18 protein-coding genes and 1 pseudogene are annotated in these 19,778 nt (G+C 69.3%); 11 read left to right on the forward strand and 8 right to left on the reverse strand.

Going from position 1 to position 19,778, the window contains the following annotated elements; genetic code table 11:
• A pseudogene (locus tag ACO2Q2_RS12510) lies at nt 1-128 on the forward strand (IS5/IS1182 family transposase); the annotation flags it as partial.
• A 100-nt stretch (nt 129-228) separates the two neighbouring features.
• On the opposite strand, the gene ACO2Q2_RS12515 reads toward ACO2Q2_RS12510, so the two are convergent.
• Complete coding sequence (locus ACO2Q2_RS12515; protein ID WP_423256116.1) at nt 229-1,266, reverse strand: AI-2E family transporter; 1,038 nt, start codon at nt 1,264-1,266, stop codon at nt 229-231.
• A gap of 135 nt (nt 1,267-1,401) precedes the next feature.
• Between ACO2Q2_RS12515 and ACO2Q2_RS12520 the strand changes: the two genes are divergently transcribed.
• The 4 genes from ACO2Q2_RS12520 (at nt 1,402) to ubiE (ending at nt 6,589) form a co-directional block, all read left to right on the forward strand.
• Entirely contained in the window at nt 1,402-2,307 is a 906-nt protein-coding gene (locus ACO2Q2_RS12520; protein ID WP_423256117.1) for a 5'-nucleotidase, lipoprotein e(P4) family, read from the forward strand.
• A 312-nt stretch (nt 2,308-2,619) separates the two neighbouring features.
• Nucleotides 2,620-5,295: a glycerol-3-phosphate 1-O-acyltransferase PlsB gene (gene plsB / locus ACO2Q2_RS12525; protein ID WP_423256118.1), complete on the forward strand. Its 2,676-nt coding sequence runs from the start codon at nt 2,620-2,622 to the stop codon at nt 5,293-5,295.
• 65 nt (nt 5,296-5,360) lie between these two features.
• Nucleotides 5,361-5,693 carry an amidohydrolase family protein gene (locus ACO2Q2_RS12530; protein ID WP_423256119.1) on the forward strand — a complete coding sequence of 111 codons (333 nt, stop codon included), beginning with the start codon at nt 5,361-5,363 and terminating at the stop codon, nt 5,691-5,693.
• Nucleotides 5,694-5,821: 128 nt separating this feature from the next.
• Nucleotides 5,822-6,589: a bifunctional demethylmenaquinone methyltransferase/2-methoxy-6-polyprenyl-1,4-benzoquinol methylase UbiE gene (ubiE, locus tag ACO2Q2_RS12535; protein WP_423256120.1), complete on the forward strand. Its 768-nt coding sequence runs from the start codon at nt 5,822-5,824 to the stop codon at nt 6,587-6,589.
• 54 nt (nt 6,590-6,643) lie between these two features.
• On the opposite strand, the gene ACO2Q2_RS12540 is transcribed toward ubiE, so the two are convergent.
• Together ACO2Q2_RS12540 and ACO2Q2_RS12545 are read right to left on the reverse strand one after the other, a co-directional pair.
• Entirely contained in the window at nt 6,644-7,324 is a 681-nt protein-coding gene (locus tag ACO2Q2_RS12540; RefSeq protein WP_423256121.1) for a glutathione S-transferase family protein, read from the reverse strand.
• 22 nt (nt 7,325-7,346) lie between these two features.
• Nucleotides 7,347-8,261, reverse strand: coding sequence for a DMT family transporter (locus tag ACO2Q2_RS12545; RefSeq protein WP_423256122.1), 915 nt, complete (start codon nt 8,259-8,261; stop codon nt 7,347-7,349).
• Nucleotides 8,262-8,338: 77 nt separating this feature from the next.
• On the opposite strand from ACO2Q2_RS12545, the gene ACO2Q2_RS12550 reads away from it, so the two are divergent.
• The 4 genes from ACO2Q2_RS12550 to ACO2Q2_RS12565 all read left to right on the forward strand — a co-directional run bounded on the left by ACO2Q2_RS12550 (nt 8,339) and on the right by ACO2Q2_RS12565 (nt 12,807).
• Nucleotides 8,339-8,584, forward strand: coding sequence for a hypothetical protein (locus tag ACO2Q2_RS12550; RefSeq protein ID WP_423256123.1), 246 nt, complete (start codon nt 8,339-8,341; stop codon nt 8,582-8,584).
• Between the two features lie 32 nt (nt 8,585-8,616).
• Nucleotides 8,617-9,570 carry a prolyl aminopeptidase gene (gene pip, locus ACO2Q2_RS12555; RefSeq protein WP_423256124.1) on the forward strand — a complete coding sequence of 318 codons (954 nt, stop codon included), beginning with the start codon at nt 8,617-8,619 and terminating at the stop codon, nt 9,568-9,570.
• A gap of 302 nt (nt 9,571-9,872) precedes the next feature.
• Nucleotides 9,873-11,732 carry a M1 family metallopeptidase gene (locus ACO2Q2_RS12560; protein WP_423256125.1) on the forward strand — a complete coding sequence of 620 codons (1,860 nt, stop codon included), beginning with the start codon at nt 9,873-9,875 and terminating at the stop codon, nt 11,730-11,732.
• A gap of 76 nt (nt 11,733-11,808) precedes the next feature.
• Nucleotides 11,809-12,807, forward strand: a complete 999-nt coding sequence (locus tag ACO2Q2_RS12565; RefSeq protein ID WP_423256126.1) for an alpha/beta fold hydrolase — start codon at nt 11,809-11,811, stop codon at nt 12,805-12,807.
• Nucleotides 12,808-13,041: 234 nt separating this feature from the next.
• Here the strand turns inward: ACO2Q2_RS12565 and ACO2Q2_RS12570 are convergent, their stop codons facing one another.
• From ACO2Q2_RS12570 to ttcA, 4 genes are all read right to left on the reverse strand, one after another.
• Entirely contained in the window at nt 13,042-13,812 is a 771-nt protein-coding gene (locus ACO2Q2_RS12570) for a M48 family metallopeptidase (RefSeq protein ID WP_423256127.1), read from the reverse strand.
• Nucleotides 13,813-13,975: 163 nt separating this feature from the next.
• Entirely contained in the window at nt 13,976-14,893 is a 918-nt protein-coding gene (locus tag ACO2Q2_RS12575) for a recombination-associated protein RdgC (protein WP_423256128.1), read from the reverse strand.
• Nucleotides 14,894-15,139: 246 nt separating this feature from the next.
• Nucleotides 15,140-16,339 (reverse strand): aromatic amino acid transaminase, encoded by a 1,200-nt coding sequence (locus ACO2Q2_RS12580; protein WP_423256129.1) that lies wholly within the window; start codon nt 16,337-16,339, stop codon nt 15,140-15,142.
• Nucleotides 16,340-16,377: 38 nt separating this feature from the next.
• Nucleotides 16,378-17,259: a tRNA 2-thiocytidine(32) synthetase TtcA gene (ttcA, locus tag ACO2Q2_RS12585; protein ID WP_423256130.1), complete on the reverse strand. Its 882-nt coding sequence runs from the start codon at nt 17,257-17,259 to the stop codon at nt 16,378-16,380.
• A 96-nt stretch (nt 17,260-17,355) separates the two neighbouring features.
• Between ttcA and ACO2Q2_RS12590 the strand changes: the two genes are divergently transcribed.
• Together ACO2Q2_RS12590 and ACO2Q2_RS12595 are read left to right on the forward strand one after the other, a co-directional pair.
• On the forward strand, nt 17,356-17,562 hold the full coding sequence (locus tag ACO2Q2_RS12590; RefSeq protein ID WP_423256131.1) for a YdcH family protein: 207 nt from the start codon (nt 17,356-17,358) through the stop codon (nt 17,560-17,562).
• 13 nt (nt 17,563-17,575) lie between these two features.
• Nucleotides 17,576-18,178 carry a GNAT family N-acetyltransferase gene (locus tag ACO2Q2_RS12595; RefSeq protein WP_423256132.1) on the forward strand — a complete coding sequence of 201 codons (603 nt, stop codon included), beginning with the start codon at nt 17,576-17,578 and terminating at the stop codon, nt 18,176-18,178.
• A 195-nt stretch (nt 18,179-18,373) separates the two neighbouring features.
• Here the strand turns inward: ACO2Q2_RS12595 and pssA are convergent, their stop codons facing one another.
• A complete protein-coding gene (pssA, locus tag ACO2Q2_RS12600) occupies nt 18,374-19,774 on the reverse strand; it encodes a CDP-diacylglycerol--serine O-phosphatidyltransferase (RefSeq protein ID WP_423256133.1) in 1,401 nt (466 codons plus the stop codon).
• Nucleotides 19,775-19,778: the final 4 nt, after the last annotated feature.

A 19,778-nucleotide genomic window follows, 5' to 3' on the forward strand; every position in this document is an offset into this window, starting at 1 on the left:
GGTTCAATCGCTTTCGCAAGCTCTTGGTATGCCACGAAAAACTTGAACGCAGTTTTCTCGGCCTCAATCATCTCGCGGCGGCGATCATCGCGTTTCGCAAGGTGCCTTTGAAGGTCAATATTATTTAAGAATAAGTTCTTAGTCGCCCAGGCGGTTTCGCGATGAGGCGCCTGTCCACGTCGCGCACGCCGGCCATACGGCCTACGGCGGCGCCCTGGCCTCGGGCCGTCAGATCAAATCGCGCACTTCCAGCTCGCGCTTGAGATAGGCGTAGTACACCGGTGCGGCGACCAGGCCGGCGAGGCCGAAGGCCGCTTCCATCGCCAGCATGGCGATCAGCAACTCCCACGCGCGCGAGCGGATCTGTGTGCCGACGATGCGCGCGTTGAGGAAGTACTCCAGTTTGTGGATCAGCACCAGGAAGCCGAGCGCGGCCACGCCCACGCCGAGCGAGATCGACAGCCCGGCGACGGTCACCGCCGTATTGGAGATCAGGTTGCCGATCACCGGCAGCAGGCCGACCACGAAGGTGATCACCACCAGTGTCTTGGCGAACGGCACGTGGATGCCGAACAGCGGCAGTGCGCCGAGCAGGAAGATGCCGGTGAATACGGTGTTGATCAGCGAGATCTTGATCTGCGCGAACACGATGTTGTGGAACGCCTCGGCGAGCTTCTGGCAGCGCGCGGAGAGCGCCAGCGAGAGCGGTCCGGACAGGTGCGCCGGGCGCGTGCGGCCCAGCGCCACGATGGCGCCCAGCACCAGGCCGATGATGATGTGCAGGATCACCCGTGCGGTTTCCTTGCCGGCCAGTTGCAGGCTGCCGGCGTGCTTGCGGGTCAGCTCCACCGCCATCACGCGCAGTTCGTCCACGCTGTCGGGCATCCAGGTGGTGAGCGAGGGCGGCAGTTGCTGGCGCGCCTTCTCCACCAGCGGCATCAGCTGGTCCTGCCAGAGCAGGTCGGGGTTGCCGATCTCGTTGCGCAGCAGGCTCACGATGCCCAGCACCAGCAGCAGCAGCAGGCCGACGATCACCACGCCGAGCAGAGCCACCACAACCATCCGCGCGCGGTCACCGGAGATGCGGCGCCCGAGCAGCGGACTGGTCGAGTACACCAGCTCGTACACCAGCAACCCGGCCAGCAGGGCCGGCAGCAGGTGCAGCTTGATGACCAGCCACAGCGCCAGCGCGGCCAGCGCATAGCTCGCATAGTCCATCGCGGTGAGGCGACGCGGACCGGGCGGGAAGGAGGGGGTGGACGCCATCGGCGGCGACTTCCTGGACACGGGACCGGCAGTCTGTCAGTCGGGGCGGACGGCCGCCAGTCCGGACCGGACGACATGACGCTGTCGTAAACTGGCCCGATGCTTGTCGATCCGATGCCACCACCAAGGTTATCCATGCGCCCACGTGTCCCCGCCCTGCTGGCGGCCCTGGCCCTGCTCGCCGGTTGCAGCGCCTCGCCCGCCCGTCACGAGTCCGTCGCCGCCCCTGCCCGCGTGGCGGCGCCCGTCGCCCCGGCACCGGCCGGCACCGCGGCGGACGACAACCTCAACGCGGTGGTGTGGACGCAGACGGCGATCGAACACGACCTGCTCTTCATGCAGACCTACCGCGACGCGCAGATGCAGCTGCTCAAGGCGCTGAAGGACCCGCACTGGGACGCGCTGAGCAAGGACGACCGCGTCGCGCCGCTGAAGGGCCTCAAGCCTGCCGTGGTGCTGGACGTGGACGAAACCGCGCTGGACAACTCGCCCTACCAGGCGCGCCTGATCAAGAGCGGCGGCGAGTACAACGAGGCCGACTGGGCCGCATGGTGCAAGGAAGAAGCCGCCCGCGCGCTGCCCGGCGCGGTCGCATTCACCCGGTTCGCGGCGAGGCACGGCATCGCGGTGATCTTCATCTCCAACCGCGCCAAGGACCTGGATTCGGTCACGCTGGACAACCTGCGCAAGGTCGGTTTCCCCGTCTCCGGCCCGGATGCGTTCCTCGGCCTGGGCACCTTCGTCGAGGGCTGCGAGCAGATCGGCACCGAGAAGGGCTGCCGGCGCCAGCTGATCAGCCGCAAGTACCGCGTGCTGATGCAGGTGGGCGACCAGATCGGCGATTTCGCCGACGTCATCGCCAACAACGCGGAAGGCCGCCAGCAGGCCATGGCGCCCTACCTGGCATGGATCGGCACGCGCTGGTTCATCCTGCCCAACGCCACCTACGGCAGCTGGGAGCCGGCCCTGTTCAACAACGACTGGACGCTGCCGCGCGACGAGCGCCGGCGCCAGAAGGAAGCGGCACTCCGCATGAGGTGATGCACCAAATCAAACACTTGCATCACATAACAAATCCATTGCCTTAACTTTTGCGAGCCGCTACCATGGCTCCGCCGACACCTGCTGCCGAGCACAGATTCCGCAGGCAAGGCCATTTCCCTTCCGGCTCTGCCGGGACTGACCCCGCAAGGCTCGCGCCGGCGGGGTTTTCTTTTGGGCACGAGGCACGCCCATGGCGACACGACGCGCTTTGCCCACGGGCGGCGCGCTCCCTGGCAGCGTGCGAGCGCGTGGGCTGCATCACCGCGGGCCGGGACGCGGGCGCTTCCCCGGTACACTAGGCGGATGCCCATGACCTCCTCGATGGACACGCCCCCGCACCGCCGCGCGCCGTGGTGGTTCAACCTGCTCGGCCACCTGCTGGAGCCGTGGCTGAAGCTGCGCCGCGATCCGGCCGAGCCCGCCGCCCTGCTCAAGGCCGGCGTGCCGGTGTGCTACGTGATCGAGCGCGACGGCCTGTCCGACGCGCTGATCCTGGAGCGCGCCTGCCGCGAGGCCGGCCTGCCCTCGCCGATGCAGCCGCTGCGCGGCACCCGTCGGCGCCGCTCGGTGTTCGCGCTGGGCCGCAGCGACGGCCTGTTCTGGGGCCGCAACCGCCAGCGCTCGCCCAAGGATGCGCTGGGCCAGCTCGCCCGCGCGCTGGAGGACGACCCCGGCCGCGACGTGCAGATCATGCCCGTGTCGATCTACGTCGGCCGCGCGCCCAGCCGCGACAGCGGTTGGTTCCGCGTGCTGTTCTCGGAAAACTGGGTGATGGTGGGCCACTTCCGCCGGCTGCTGGCGCTGCTGCTCAACGGCCGCGACACGGTGGTGCAGTTCTCCGCCCCGGTGTCGCTGCGCGAGGCGCTGGCGGAAGCGGGGGCGATGCCGCCGGAGCGCTTCGCACGCAAGATCGCCCGTGTGCTGCGCGTGCATTTCCGCCGCATCCGCGCGGCGGTGATCGGCCCCGACCTCTCGCACAAGCGCACCGTGGTCGACGCCGTGCTCAACGCCGAGCCGGTGCGTGCGGCCATCAATGCCACCGCCAGCCGGGAGAAGATTTCCCACGCCAAGGCCTGGCGCCGCGCGCAGAAGCTGGTGCTGGAGATCGCCGCGGACTATTCGCACCCGGTGGTGCGCTCGGCCTCGTTCGTGCTGTCCAACTTCTGGAACAAGCTGTACGACGGCATCGCCATGCACCACTTCGAGAAGGCGCGCGCCGCGGCGCCGGGCTATGAAGTGGTGTACGTGCCCAGCCACCGCAGCCACGCCGACTATCTGCTGATGAGCTACCAGTTGCACCACTCCGGCGTGGTGGTGCCGCACATCGCGGCGGGCGCCAACCTCAACCTGCCGGTGATCGGGCCGATCCTGCGCCGCGGCGGCGCGTTCTTCCTGCGCCGCAGCTTCAAGGGCAACGCGCTGTACTCGGTGGTGTTCAACGAGTACGTGGCGCAGCTGATCGACCGCGGCGTGCCGATGGAGTACTTCATCGAGGGCGGCCGCTCGCGCACCGGACGCCTGCTGGCGCCGCACGCCGGCATGCTGGCGATGACCGTGCGCGCGTTCCTGCGCGCGCCGCGCCGGCCAGTGCTGTTCCAGCCGGTGTACATCGGCTACGAGAAGCTGATGGAGGGCAAGTCGTACGCGGGCGAGCTGTCCGGCAAGCCCAAGGAAAAGGAATCGCTGCTCGGCCTGATCAAGGGCCTCAAGGTGCTGCGCCAGCGCTATGGCCACGTGGCACTCAACTTTGGCGAGCCGATCGAGCTCACCCCGCTGCTGGAGGCAGCCTGCGCGCAGTGGCGCGATGCCACCGGCGACCCCGATGCCAAGCCCGAGTGGCTGGGCGGCGTGGTCGACCGCCTCGCCCAGCAGATCCAGGTCAACATCAACCGCGCCGCCGACGTGAACCCGATCAACCTGCTGGCGCTGGCCTTGCTGGCCACGCCCAAGCATGCGATGGCCGAGGCCGACCTGCTCGCCCAGCTCGAACTGAGCAAGGCGCTGCTGGAAGCGCTGCCGTATTCGGACCGCGTCACCCTGACCCCGCTCGATCCCGCCGCGATCATCGCCTACGGCGAGCAGATGGGCTGGATCCGCCGCGTGGCGCACCCGCTGGGCGACGTGCTGGTGGCCGACGACGAACAGGCGGTGCTGCTGTCGTATTTCCGCAACAACGTGCTGCACCTCACCGCCACCGCGGCGTGGGTGGCGTGCTGCTTCCTCAACAACCGTCGCATGTCGCGCAACTCGGTGATCCGGCTGGGCAAGATCATCTACCCGTTCATCCAGGGCGAGCTGTTCCTGCCGTGGGACAGCGAGGGCTTCGGCCAGCAGCTGCAGGCGACGATCGATTTCTTCGTGCGCCGCGGCCTGCTCGAATCCACCGGCGAAGGCCGCGTGCTGGAGCGCGGCCCGGGCCAGGACGATGCGGCCTTCCAGCTGAAGGTGATCGGGCGCAGCCTGATCCAGGCGTTCGAGCGCTACTACATCACCCTCGCCGCGCTGGCCAAGAACGGCCCGCACGTGCTCACCGCCGCCGAGCTGGAAAGCACCTGCACGCTCACCGCGCAGCGGCTGTCCCTGCTCAGCGAACAGGCCGCGCCGGAGTTCTTCGACAAGGCGCTGTTCCGCGGCTTCATCCAGAAGCTGCGCGAGCGCAAGGTGGTGTGGACCGACGAGGCCGGCAAGCTCGTCTACGACAGCGCGCTGGAGGACATGGTGCGCGACGCGCGGGTGATCCTGGCGCGCGAGGTGCGCCACTCGATCCTCAAGATCACCCCCGGCGGCGAGGACCACCGGCACGAGGTGGATCACGCCGACGCGGAGGCCGTGCGCCTCACCGCGACGCACGACGCCACGCCGCCGGACGCCTCGCCGGCCGACCTGCATGCGCGCCACGTGGAGGCTGCACACCGCGCCCACGTGCACGAGCCGGTCGAACCCGTGGCGCCGACGGCGCCGACCGACGCGCCACGCCCCGACTAATCGCCAGTGGCCGCGCGCCGCGGCCGCTGCCTAAGATGGCGCTCCCTTCGATCCGGAGCGTCGCCATGCCTGTTCGTCCCGTCACGCTCGCCCTCGCCGGCGTGAAGATCGCCTTCGGCACCGATGCGGCGGTCTACCCGCACGGGCAGAACGCGAAGGAGTTCAAGTACATGGTCGACGCCGGCATGCCGCCGATGTATGTGCTGCAGGCGGCCACCACCCACGCCGCCGAGCTGCTGCACCAGTCCGGCAAACTCGGCCAGCTCGCGCCCGGCTTCGTCGGCGACGTGGTCGCCGTGCCCGGCGACCCGCTGCAGGACATCACGCTGATGCAGAGGGTGAACTTCGTGATGAAGGACGGCGTGGTCTACAAGCAGGACGGCGAGGCGGCTCGCTGATCCGGGCGATCGGACCGAGCCCAAGCTCCCTCTCCCCTTGGGGAGAGGGCTTCGGCAGCGCGTCGCCTCGTCGCATGGGCGCATGCCCAGCGCATGGCGCCTGCAGCCGTTCCTGTACCATCGCGGGCATGAACGAGCAGCCCAAATCCGCCCCGGAATCGACCACCCACTTCGGCTTTCGCGACGTGCCCGTCGGCGAGAAGCAGAAGCTGGTCGGCCAGGTGTTCACCTCGGTCGCGCGCAGCTACGACCTGATGAACGACCTGATGTCGTTCGGCGTGCATCGCCTGTGGAAGCGCCACTTCGTGGCGATCGGCGGCGTGCGCCGCGGCGACCGCGTGCTGGATCTGGCCGGCGGCACCGGCGACATCGCCGCGCTGCTCAAGCCGGTGGTGGGCAAGGACGGCGAAGTGATCGTGGGCGACATCAACGCCGCCATGCTGCAGGTCGGCCGCGATCGCCTGACCGACCGCGGCCTGGTCGACGGCCTGCGCTGGACCCAGCTCAACGCCGAGGCGCTGCCGTTCCCGGACAACAGCTTCGACGCGGTGACCATGGCCTTCGGCCTGCGCAACGTCACCGACAAGGACACCGCCCTGGCCGAGATCTGCCGCGTGCTCAAGCCCGGCGGCCGGGCGCTGGTGCTGGAGTTCTCCCGGGTGCAGAACGAGGCGTTCGGCAAGCTCTACGACTTCCACTCGTTCAACATCCTGCCCAGGCTCGGCAAGCTGTTCGCCGGCGACGCCGACAGCTACCAGTACCTGGCCGAGTCGATCCGCAAGCACCCCGACCAGCAGACCCTCAAGGGCATGATGGAGCGCGCCGGCTTCGGCAAGGTGGAAGTGCGCAACCTCACCAACGGCATCGTGGCAATCCACAAGGCGTACAAGTTCTGATCGGCACGCGCTGCCGCCGCGGCAATGCCAGCGGCCGGACTGCCCGCGAGCGGATCAGCCGCTGCGCAGATCCGCGGTGATCGTGCCGACGGCGGCCGACTCCACGTCGTGCGGCGTGTCGCGCCACGGCTCGACCAGCGCCTCGGCGTACCAGCGCCGCATCGACGGCAGCGCCAGCAGCCGCTGGACGTAGGCCGACGCCGCCGGGTCCAGCGCCAGTCCGTAGGTCTGCACGCGGAACGCCACCGGCGCATAGAACGCATCTACCGCGGTGAAGCGCGCGCCGGCCAGGAACGGCCCGCCGAAACGGCGCAGCCCCTCGCTCCACAGCTCGTCGATGCGCGCCACGTCGGCGGCCAGCGCCGGTCCGATCTCGTGCAGGCGGATGCGCAGGCCGCAGCTCATCGAACACTGCTGGCGCAGCGCGCCGAAGCCCGAATGCATCTCGGCTGCCGCACAGCGCCCCCAGGTGCGCGCGGCGGCGTCCTGCGGCCAGGCCGGGTGGCGCTCGGCCAGGTATTCGGCGATCGCCAGCGAATCCCACACCACCGTGCCGCCGTCGTGCAGGCACGGCACGCGGCCGTTCGGGGAGAACGCGCGGAAGGCCTCCCAGTTGGAGCCCGGCGTGAACACGTGCATGCGCTCCTCGAACGCGATGCCCAGCTCGTGCAGCAGCACCCACGGGCGAAGCGACCACGAGGAGTAGTTCTTGTTGGCGATGTGCAGGGTCAGCATGACGACGCTCCAGCGGCAGGGATCAGGATTCGCACGGTACCGCAGCAGGCGCCGGCACCGGCGCACGACGGCGCGCATTGGCCAGCACCACGCCGGCCACGGTCACCACGCCGCCGACCAGGGTCAGCGGCCCGGGTCGTTCGCCCAGCCACACCCAGCCGATCAGCACCGCGATCGGCGGCGAGAAGTAGATGAAACTGGACACCTGCGAGGCCGAGCTGCGGTGGATCGCCACGTTCCACGCGATGTAGCCGATGAAGGTGGGCGCGATGCCCAGCCACAGCAGCGCGGCGATCGCCGGCCACGGCGCCACGGCCACCGCCTGCGGCAGGTGCAGGCCGAACGGCAGCGAGCCCAATGTGCCGGCGAAAAAACCGAACGCGGTCACGCCCAGCGTGCCGTGGCGCGCGGACAACGGTTTCAGTCCCACGAAATAGACCGCCGAGGCCGCCACGCTCAGCAGCACCAGCGCGGCCATCGGCTCGAAGCGCAAGGCCTTGCCGCTGGCCAGCACCACCAGCACCACGCCCACGAGCGCCACGCCCAGCCCCACCAGCGTGCGCGCCGGCAGTCGCTCGCGCAGCCACACGGCCGACCACGCCACCGTCGCCGCCGGCACCAGCGAGATCAGGATCGACGCCGTGCCGCTGGCGATGCGCGTCTCGGCGTAGTTCAGGCACAGGTGATAGACGGTGAGGCCGATCACGCCCAGCAGGGCCAGCTGCGGCCAGTCGCGCCGCGGCGGCAGCGGCACCCGCTTGATCGCCAGCAGCAGCGCGAAGCACAGCGAGGCGATGCTCAGGCGCGCCAGCGCCACCTCGCCCGGGGTGAACGCGCTCAGCGCGTAGGCGATCGAGGCATACGCCGACGACCAGGTGAGCAGGGCGATGCCGACGCAGACCAGCGCGCGGGCATCGAGACGATCGGGGCTTGCCATGGGGACGTATCCGGGCGGGAAAGCGAAGGATGGGAAGTGCGCATGCTAGTGGCGCCGCCGGTGACCGGGAATAATGAATGCGTTACGCCAACGGCCTTTCGCCATCGAAAATCACACTTGCCCGGGATTTTCACCGTGGAATCCAAACCCGAACTCGACGCCAAGGACTGGCAGCTGCTCGAAGCCCTGCAGGCCACGCCCGCCTGCTGAAGATCCATCCCAGCATCAGCACCACCACGTTGGTGGTGCTGCAGACGCCGCATGCGAACCGACCGATCACGCGTGCGATGTGGAACGCGGCGAGCGCGCTGTCGCACGAGTAGCCTCGGCATTTTCCGCAACACGGAATCGCCCCATGCGCACGCTCTACCCCGAGGTCACGCCCTACCTCGTCGAACACCTGGCGGTCGATGCGCTGCACACGCTTTACGTGGAGCACTGCGGCAATCCGGACGGCCTGCCGGTGATCTTCCTGCACGGCGGCCCCGGCGCGGGCCTGTCGGACTATCACCGGCGCTTCTTCGACCCCGCGCGCTACCGCATCGTGCTGTTCGACCAGCGCGGCGCGGGCCGCTCCACGCCGTTCGCCGAGCTCACCGGCAACACCACCTGGCACCTGGTGGCCGACATCGAGGCGATCCGCGAACACCTCGGCATCGAGCGCTGGGCGGTGTTCGGCGGCTCGTGGGGTTCCACGCTGGCGCTGGCCTACGCGCAGGCGCACCCGGCGCGCGTACTGGGGCTGGTGCTGCGCGGCATCTTCCTCGGCCGCGATGAGGAACTGCGCTGGTTCAACGAAGCGGACGGCGGCGCGCGGCAGATCTTTCCCGAGCGCTGGGCGCGCTTCGTGGCACACATCCCCGCGGCCGAGCGCGACTCCATGCTGGGAGCCTACTGGCGCCGCCTCGCCAGCGACGACGAGGCCACCCGCCTCGCCGCGGCGCAGGTCTGGAGCGCCTGGGAAGGCGGCAGCACCACGCTGGAACACGATCCGCACGGCAGCGGCGACTTCGACGATCCGCACCGCGCGGTGAGCCTGGCCCTGATGGAGGCGCACTATTTCCGCCACCGCATCTTCCTGGAGGAGAACCAGCTGCTGCGCGACATCGGCCGCATCCGGCACATCCCCTCGACCATCGTGCACGGCCGCTACGACATCGTCTGCCCGATGAAGAGTGCGTGGGACCTGAGCCAGGCCTGGCCCGAAGCCGAGCTGCGCGTGGTGCTGGCCGGCCACAGCGCGGCCGATCCGGCGATCGTCGACGCGCTGGTCAGCGCCACCGACGCACTGGCCGAGCGCTTCGCCTGAACCATGAGTCATGGCAGGCGGCGCCACGTCACCTCGCCGTGCGCTCCTTCGGGGCGATCTGACCCGCACAAGATTCGGATGGCGGCCATCCCCTGCCGTCGCCAGACTGCGCGCTCCCCCACCCGGAGTGCACCGATGCTGACCCTGTTCGACTACCTGCCCTCGCAGAACGCCTGGAAGGTGCGCCAGTTGCCCGCCTTCGGCCGGCGACCTGCCCTGAGCAACCGGGCCTTCGGACACGGGTCGGCCAGGGAAGGCCGGTGGCATACTCGGCGCTTTCCGTTTGCCGGAGTGGTCCCCCGATGCACCTGTTGTCCACGCTCGCCGCGAGCGCCCTGCTGCTGCCGCTGGCGGCCCATGCCGCCGACCCGTACTCCTACGCGCAGCCCGACCAGGTCAGGGTCACCCACCTCGACCTCGATCTGAAGCTCGACTTCCCGCACAAGCAGCTGCACGGCCGCGCCACGCTGAGCCTGGACTGGGTGAACCCGAAGGCGACCTCGCTGGTGCTGGACACGCGCGACCTGAAGATCGCCCGCATCGAGGGCATCGACGCCAAGGGCCGCGCCAGCGCGCTGACCTATGCGCTGGCGCCCCGCGACAAGCAGCTGGGCAGCAAGCTCACCATCGCCGCGCCGACGCATCCGGCCAGGGTGCGCGTCCTCTACACCACCTCGCCACAAGCCAGCGGCCTGCAGTGGCTGACCCCGGCACAGACCGCCGACAGGAAACTGCCCTTCATGTTCTCGCAGAGCGAGTCGATCCACGCGCGCTCGTGGGTGCCGCTGCAGGATTCGCCGGCGATCCGCATCACCTATGACGCCCACGTCACCGCGCCGAAGGACGTGCGCGTGGTGATGAGCGCGCCCAACGACGCCAGGCATCCGCTCAATGGCGACTTCTCGTTCCACCAGCCGCATGCGATCCCCTCCTACCTGCTGGCGATCGCCGCCGGCGACATCGCCGCGGAGGCCACCGGCCCGCGCAGCGCGGTGTATGCCGAGCCGTCGATGGTGCACAAGGCGGCGCGCGAGTTCGACGACACCGAAAAGATGATCGCCACCGCCGAAAAGCTCTACGGCCCCTACCGCTGGGGCCGCTACGACCTGATCGTGCTGCCGCCGTCGTTCCCGTTCGGCGGCATGGAAAACCCGAACATGACCTTCGCCACGCCGACCATCGTGGTGGGCGACAAGAGCCTGGCCTCGGTGGTCTCGCACGAGCTGGCGCACAGCTGGTCGGGCAACCTGGTGACCAACGCCAGCTGGCGCGATGGCTGGCTCAACGAGGGCTTCACCACCTACGTGCAGGGCCGCATCACCGAGGCGGTGTACGGCAAGTCGCTGGCCGACGAGGAGGCGCTGCTGTCGGCGCGCGCGCTGGAGAAGAACATCGGCTCGATGCCGGCCAACAGCCAGAAGCTGGCGCCGGTGCCGGGCGACGTGGACGCCGACGACGCGCTGTCCGACGTGGCCTACGACAAGGGCTCGTGGTTCCTGCGCACGCTGGAGCAGCGCTTCGGCCGCGCCGCGTTCGATCCATACTTGAAAAGCTACTTCGACCACTTCGCCTTCCAGAGCATCACCACCGAGCAGATGCTGGCCTTCCTCAAGGCCCACCTGATCGACAAGTACCCCGGCAAGATGTCCTGGGACGAGGTGAACGCCTGGGTCTACGGCACCGGCATCCCCAAGGACGCGCCGCTGCCGACCTCGGCGCGCTTCGACATGATCGATGCGAAAGTGAAGGCATTCACCGCCGGCACGCTGCCCGCCGACCGGCTCGACGCGAAGGACTGGAACACGCAGGAGTGGATGTACTTCCTCGACCGCCTGCCCGACGCGCCCAAGCTGGATGCGATGAAGGCGCTCGATGCCGCCTGGCACCTCACCGGCACGCCGAACGCCGAGATCGGCATGCGCTGGTACATCCATGCCATCGCCGCCGGCGACAGGGACGTGTGGCCCGCCGCGCGCGAGCACATGACCCGCATCGGGCGCATCTACCTCACCACGCCGGTGTACCGCGCCTTCGCCGCCACGCCGGACGGCCTGGCCTACGCCAAGGCCGCCTATGCCAGGGCGAAGGACGGCTATCACCCGCTGACCCGGCAGGTGATCGAGGGCATCTTCGCCAAGGCGAAGGCCAAGCCGGCGAAGTAGGCGCGGGCGCCGTCTTCGATGCGCTGCGCTGACACATCCACGCCGTACCCCCCCACTTTCCGCACAGGCCCAGGCCATGTCCTCCTCGCCCGCCACCACGCCCGCCCCCTCCCGCCCGCTGTGGCAGCGCCTGCTGCTGCGACGGCTGAAATTCCTGCTCGGCGTGATCGTGGTGCTGGGGCTGGCGCTCGGCGGCAGCTACCTGTTCGCGCCGCAGTGGCTGCTGCAGGCGAACTTCGCCCGCCAGGCCATGGCCGCGCATCTGGACACGAAAACGGTGCAGGCGGGCGACACGCGCTGGTCGTACTACGAGGGCGGCGAAGGCCCCACCCTTGTGCTGCTGCACGGCTACGATGCCAGCAAGGAGGTTTGGCTGGAGGTGGCGAAGGAGCTCACGCCGCACTTCCATCTGATCATTCCCGATCTCCCCGGCTGGGGCGACTCCTCGCGCCACGACGGCGCCAGCTACGACATCGATGCGCAGGCCGCGCGCCTGGCTGCGTTCATGCAGGCACTGGGCCTGCGCAGTGTGACCGTGGTGGGGCATTCCATGGGTGGGGCGATCGCTGGCGTCTACGCGGCGGAGCATCCGCAGGTGGTCAACCGGCTGGTGCTGATGGACTCGTTCGGCCTGCGCTCGAAGGAGAACGACTTCGCCCGCACCGCACTCTCCGGCAGCAATCCGTTCGACTACGACGACCGCGCCGGCTTCGCGCGTGCCGCCGCGCTGGCCTTCGAGAAGGTGCCCGACCTGCCCGGCCGCTTCATCGACGTGCTGATCCAGCGCAACCGGCGCGACCGCGGCTTCCTCGACAAGACCTTCAACGGACTGCGCAAGCCCTCGCAGTACCTGTCCGTGCAGCAGCGCCTGGGCCAGCTCACCATGCCGGTGATGGGCCTGTGGTGCCGCGACGACAAGATCATCGACATCTCCGCGCTGGACAGCCTGCGCAACGGTCTGATCAATGCCGCCGCCATCAGCACCACCACGCTCAGCGGCTGCAACCACATGCCGATGCTGGAAAAGCCCGAGCAGACCGCGCAGGTGCTGACCGCGTTCGAGCTGTCGCACTGATGGAACAGCGGTCGCCCACAGGGTGCGCTCCTACGGCAGCCACCGTGGAGCGCACCCTGTGCGCGACCGGCCGCATGGCGATTGGTCCAACAACACCCCCGGCACCAACGCCTTCACCCGCCGCATGTAGCCCTCGTAGCGCACGCCGAACTGCTCACGCATCCAGCGCTCTTCCAGCTTCGGCTTGAACCAGTGCATCAAGTGTCGACCGTCACCCGCGCGGGTGGACGAGGCTCAGTCCGCCACGTCCGCCACCAGGCGGTCCAGCTCGGCCTTCAGCAGCGAGCCGTTCTGGCGCAGCCAGTCGCGCTGCTCGCGCCAGCCGGGAAACAGGGTTTCCACCAGCGCCCAGAAGCGCGGCGAATGGTTGCGCACCTTGAGGTGGCACAGCTCGTGGGCGAGCACGTAGCGCAGCGCGGCGGGCGGGGCCAGCGCGAGGGCGAGATCGAGATTGATGCGGTCGCGGGTGTCCAGGCTGCCCCACAGGCTTTTCAGCGGGCGGATCTTCAGCGCGGTGGGCGCCAGGCCGAGCTGCGGCACGTAGCCGGCCAGCCAGCGCGAGACGTCGCGACGGATCAGCGACTCGAAATGCGAGGCGAGCAGACCGCGCGCCACCGGCAGGGCGCGGGTGTGCGGGCGCGGGATGATCAGCGTGATGCCGGCCTCGGCGCTCTCGATGCGCGGATACGGGCCTTCGGCCCAGTCCAGCGACACGCGCTCGCCGCGCACCGGAATCCGGGTGGCATGGCCCACGCGCAGCGGCGGCAGCGGCTTCACCAGCAGGTTGAGCTCGTCGAGTTTCTGCTCCAGCCAGTCGGCGTGGCTGCGCAGGAAGGCGCTGACCTGGGCCGGGTGCGTACCGCGCGGATAGCTGACGCGCGCACCCCTGGGGGTGACGGTGAGGCGCAGTCGGCGCGCGCGCGGGTGGGCGGCCTTGAGCACGCGGATCGTGCTGCCGCCGGCGGTCGCCAGTTCCAGCCAGTCGCCTTCGAGTTGCTGCGCCATGCCGCCATGTGCCTGTGGATCGAGCCGTTGCGCGGGCGGTGTCGATATCGCCCTCCCGCGCCGGGAATTGCCCTGGATTCTGGCAGGGTTTGGCGACGCGCACGTGATGTTTCAACGGGGTGCGGCCGCGCGTGCCGCGGCCCGCACCATTCGCACGCGTATGTCAGGCGTCGGCCGGGCGCGGCAGGCCGAACCACTCTTCCAGCTTGGCCAGCAGGCGCTCCAGCTCCAGCGTGAGCAGGGCGAAGCTGGCGTCGGCCTCGGCGGCGGCATCGGCGTGGCTGTCGCCCATCTCGTCCAGCACCACGTCGAGGAACTTCAGCTTGCGCACGATCAGGTCCTCGCCCAGCACGAAGCTCATGCGGTCGTCGAACACCAGGCCGAGCTGAAACACCTGCTTGCCGTTGCGCAGGTGCTCCTTGATCTCCTCGCTGTCGAGCTCCTGCCGGCGGCACTTGGCGATGGCGCCGGTGGCAGTGGCCGGATCGCGCAGCTCCACCTCGTCGCCCAGCGCCAGGCCGGCCGGCAGCGTGCCGTTGGCGAGCCAGTCGGTCATCAGCACGCGCGGACCCTCCTCCGGCGCCAGCGGCACGGCGGGGAAGCTGCCCAGCGCCTCGCGGATCTGGGTCAGTGCGTTCTCGGCCGACTTGCGGCTGGAGGTATCGAGCACCAGCCAGCCGTGCTTTTTGTCGACGTAGGCGGACATGCGCGAGGTGCGCACGAAGGCGCGCGGCAGCAGTTCGGTGAGCAGATCTTCCTTGATCCGCTTGCGCTCGCGGCCGCCGACCTTGCGGCCTTCCTCCTCGGCGATCTTCTGCACCTTGCGTTGCAGCTCGTCGTTGATCACGGCCGCCGGCAGCAGCTTGTCCTCGCCGCCCACGGTGACCATGGTGCAGGCGTTGACGACATGGGTGAGCGCGGCCTCCTCGCCGCGGCCCACCGGCGGCACGAAGCCCCGGGTGAACATTTCCAGCGGGCCGCAGGGGCGCAGGCGGTGCCCGGCGAGGGCGTCGTCGAGGCGGTTCAAATCCGCGGCGACGGCGGGGGAAAAGCGGAACAGGGTGAGATTGCGGAAGAACATGCGGTGTCCGGTTGGGGGCGCAGCAGGCGGTGTGAGCAGCCAGCTACGCGGGATAACGGAGGTGAGGGGTGGAGGCCCGTGTTGTCGAAAAACGCCGATCGCCCGAACTTTCTCACCGTCATCCCGGCGAAAGCCGGGATCCAGCGTCTTTCCGGGTGCGGAGCCAAGGCACTGGATCCCGGCTTTCGCCGGGATGACGAGCGTGGAGTTTGAGTCGTCTCAGGGTCACCGGCTGCGACAGCAACCTCAGCCCGCCACCTTGGCGATGGCATCAGCCACATAACCGAGGTTCTGCGTATTGAGCGCCGCCACGCAGATGCGGCCGGTGCCGAGCGCGTAGATGGCGAACTCCTCGCGCAGGCGCTCGACCTGCGCCTTGCTCAGGCCCGAGTAGGAGAACATGCCCGCCTGGCGCTGGATGAAGCCGAACTCGTGGCCGTGCGCGGCGAGCTTCTGCACCAGCCCAGCACGCATGGCGTGGATGCGCTCGCGCATCTCGCCCAGTTCGCTCTCCCACAGCGCGCGCAGCTCGGCGCTGGCCAGCACGCCGGCCACCAGCTGGCCGCCGTGCGCGGCCGGGCTGGAGTAGTTGGCGCGGATGGTCTGCTTGATCTTCGAGCGCAGGCGCGCGGCCTCGTCGCGGTCGGCGCCGATCATCGACAGCACGCCCACGCGCTCGCCGTACAGCGAGAACGATTTGGAATACGAGCTGGCCACCACGAACGCCTCGATGCCCGACTCGGCGAACATCCGCACCGCGGTGGCGTCGGCGTCGATGCCCTGGTCGAAACCCTGGTAGGCCATGTCGACGAAGGGCAGCAGCTTGCGCTCCTTCACCAGCTCCACCACCTGCGCCCACTGGTCGGGCGCGAGATCCACGCCGGTGGGGTTGTGGCAGCACGCGTGCAGCAGCACCACGGTGCCCGGTGCCAGCCTGCCGAGGTCCTCCAGCATGCCGGCGAAATCCAGGCCGCGGGTGCTGTCGTCGTAGTAGCGGTAATCCAGCAGCTGGAAGCCGGCGGTGCGGAACACCACGTGATGGTTGCCCCAGCTCGGGTTGCTGATGGCGATCTTCGCGTCGATGCCAGCCACCTGCCTGAGCAGGTCGGCCGCCACGCGCAGCGCGCCGCTGCCGCCGATGGTCTGCGCGCTGGCCACGCGGCCGGCTTCGAGCAGCGGCGAGCCCTCGCCGAACAGCAGCTGCTGGCTGAGCTTGTTGTAGGCCGGCAGGCCGTCGATCGGCAGGTAGCCGCGCGGCTGGGTGTCGCGCGCCAGCGCCTGCTCCACCTGCTGCACCGCCTTGAGCACCGGCACGCGTCCCTGCTCGTCGGTGTAGATGCCCACGCCGAGGTTCACCTTGTTCGGGCGCGGGTCGGCGACAAAGGCTTCGGTGAGGCCGAGGATCGGATCGCCCGGGGCCATTTCGACGGATGCAAAGAGGGACATGACAGTGCTCAAAGGATGGTGATTGGAAGTATGGACGTCTAAACGGCTTGATCGGCAGCCGGCCCGCCAGCATAACCGGCCAGCCACGCGCGCGCATCGGCGGCGGGCCCGTCGCGCTTGGCGCCCAGCGCGGCGAAGTCGAACAGCCTGCGGTCGGCCAGCTGCGAGGGCGATACGCTGCCCAGCGCGCGGAAGATGTTCTCGCTGCGCCCGGGCTGGAGCTTCTCCCACTCGGCCAGCATCTGGCCCACGGCCTTGCGCTGCAGGTTCTCCTGCGAGCCGCACAGGTTGCACGGGATGATCGGAAAGGCGCGCTGCGCGGCGTACGCGGCGATGTCGCTTTCCTTGCAATAGGCCAGCGGGCGGATCACCACGTGGCGGCCGTCGTCCGAGCGCAGCTTCGGCGGCATCGCCTTGAGCTGGGCCTGGTAGAACAGGTTGAGGAAGAACGTGCCGAGGATGTCGTCGCGGTGGTGGCCCAGCGCGATCTTGCTGATGCCGTTCTCCGCCGCCCACTGGTACAGCGCGCCGCGGCGCAGGCGCGAGCACAGGCTGCACATGGTCTTGCCGGCCGGGATCACCCGGGTCACCGTGCTGTAGGTGTCCTGCTCGATGATGTGGAACGGCACGCCGCGCGCGGTGAGGTAGTCGGGCAGCACGTGCGCCGGAAAGCCCGGCTGCTTCTGGTCCAGGTTCACCGCCACCAGCTCGAAGCGCACCGGCGCCTTCGCCTGCAGCGACAGCAGCATGTCCAGCAGGGTGTACGAATCCTTGCCGCCGGACAGGCACACCATCACCGTGTCGCCGTCCTCGATCATGTTGAAGTCGGCGATCGCCTGGCCGACCTGGCGGCGCAGGCGCTTGGCCAGCTTGCCGGCTTCGTGGCTGTGCTTGCGGGTGCGGTCGGGCGGGGCGGACATGGGCGGCGATGCGGTACGCAGGACGGCCATTGTAGCGGGCTGACCCGGGCGAGGCCGGAGGCGTACACTGCGGCCTTCCTTCCACGCGCACCCGCCATGACGGCCCCGGACCTGCCCTCGATCGCCCAGACACTGGCCGAATTGCGGCGCGAACACCGCGCACTCGACACCCAGGTGGCCGAGATGGTGGCCGCCGGCTCGCGCAACGAGCTGCAGATCACCCGCCTGAAAAAGCGCAAGCTGCTGCTGAAGGACGCCATCGCGCGACTGGAAAGCAAGCTGATTCCCGACCTCGACGCCTGAGCACCGCCCCCACATGACGCCCCTCGCCCCGGTGCACCTGGAGGACGACCACGTCCTGCTCGAACCGCTGCACGCCGACCACGCGCCCGCGCTGGGGGCGGCCGCCGCCGACGGCGAGCTGTGGAAGCTGTGGTTCACCAACGCGCCGCCGCCGGGCACCGCCGCCGGCTACATCGCCGCCGCGCGGGCCGGGCAGGCCGAGGGCCGCATGCTGCCGTTCGCGGTGCGCGAGAAGCGCTGCGGCGAGATCGTCGGCACCACCCGCTACTACGACTTCGACCCGGCGCTGCCGCGCATCGCCATCGGCTACACCTGGTACGCGAAACGCTGGCAGAAGAGCCACCTCAACACCGCCTGCAAGCGCCTGCTGCTCGGTCATGCGTTCGAGGCGCTGGACTGCGTGGCCGTGGAATTCCACACCGACCACCGCAACCTCGATTCGCAGCGCGCGATCGAACGCCTGGGGGCGCACCGCGACGGCGTGCTGCGCGCCCACAAGCGCCGCCCCGACGGCAGCCTGCGCGACACTGTGTGCTATTCGATCCTCGCCGGCGAATGGCCGGACGTGCAGCGCTGGCTGACGCTGCGGCTGCAGCGCCTTACCACGCCCACCTGATATCGCACGACACTCGGTAGAAGCGCACCCTGTGCGCGATGCTTCTGGCTTTGATGCCTCCGAGAGCATCGCGCACAGGGTGGGCTCCTACCAAAGGCGCTGTAGGAGCGCACCCTGTGCGCGAACAGCCTCGCGCTTCGTTGCTGCATCGATCGCCCACAGAGCCTGCCCTCGACTCGATCGAGGGGTGGGCTCCTACAACAGGCGATTGGCGAGACGATCCAGCCGCACGCCCCTGAGCCGGCGCAGCAACTTGCGCATGGGCGCGGGGTAGTCGCGCACGGTGTCCAGCGCGTGGTGGTCGCGCAGCCGCGTGGCGTGGCGCTTGAGCGCCATCCACTCGGCGGCGTGCTGGGCGCGCAGGTGGCCGTGCGGATCACGCAGCACCAGGGCGTTCTCTAGATCCAGCGCCCAGGCGCGCGGGTTGAGGTTGTTGCCGGTGAGCACGGCCACGTCGTGGTCGATGAACAGCCCCTTCAGATGAAAACTGTTGTCGGCATGCCTCCACAGGTGCAGCACCAGCTGTCCGCTGGCCAGGTGCTTGCGGTGCACGCGCGCGAAGCGCCGCAGGTTGCTCTCGTAGAGATAGGGCAGCGCGCCGATGGTGCGGAACGGCTGACCCGGCGGGATGTAGAAGTCGTTGGCGACCTTGTCGCCCACCATGATCTCCACCGTGCAGCCGCGGCGCAGCAGCACGCCGATCGCGGCGCGCACCGGGCGCGGCAGGTTGAAATAAGGGGTGAGCAGAACCACCCGCTCGCGCGCGCCGGTGAGCAGCGCCAGCAGGGTGTCGTTGAGCGTGTTGTCGGTGCGGCCGAAGCCGGCCAGCGGCGTCACCGCCACGCTGTTTTCGTGGAGCGGCTCTTGCGTCACCTCGTAGCGCGCCTCGGCCAGCTGCTGGCGCAGCGCGCGGATCGCCGGCAGCAGACTGGCGGTGCTCGGCACCTCGGGCACGTTGAGGCGCGGCACCGCCGGTTGATCCATTAGGTAGCGCTGCACAAAGCCGGCCATCGCATCGGCCAGCGGCGCGTGGCGCAGCAGGTGGTAGCGATCCAGCCGGTAGCGGCCGTGGCGGGCCAGGTAGACGTTGTTGAAGCTGGCACCGGAATACAGCACCGCATCGTCGATCACTGTGCCCTTCAAATGCAGCACGCCGAACAGCTCGCGGTTCTGCACCGGCACGCCGTAGATCGCCACGCCGTCGCCGCGCTCGCGCGCCCAGGCGCGGTACATGCCGGCATTGCCCTCGCTGCGCGCCTTGCCGATCAGGCCGCGCTGGGCGCGGTGCCAGTCCACGAACACGGCAATCTCCAGCGCCGGCCGGCGCGCCTTGGCCGCGTACAGCGCGTCGAGCACCTCGCGGCCGCCGTCGTCGTCTTCTAGGTACAGCGCCACGATCACGATGCGCCGCTCGGCGGCGGCGATCGCCGCCAGCAGCCGTTCGCGGTAGGCCGTCGGGTCCGGCAGCGTCTCGATCGCCGAGGCGGGCACGGCGAACGCAGGCAGCGCATCGAGCACGACCCGCGCCCGCGATGCCCGGCGAAACGGCAGCAGGCGGCTGGCCACGCGGCCGGGAAGGCGGGTCAGTCGTTTCATGTCG

It is taken from the genome of Dyella sp. KRB-257 (genome assembly GCF_049445995.1).
Lineage (GTDB): Bacteria > Pseudomonadota > Gammaproteobacteria > Xanthomonadales > Rhodanobacteraceae > Dyella_A.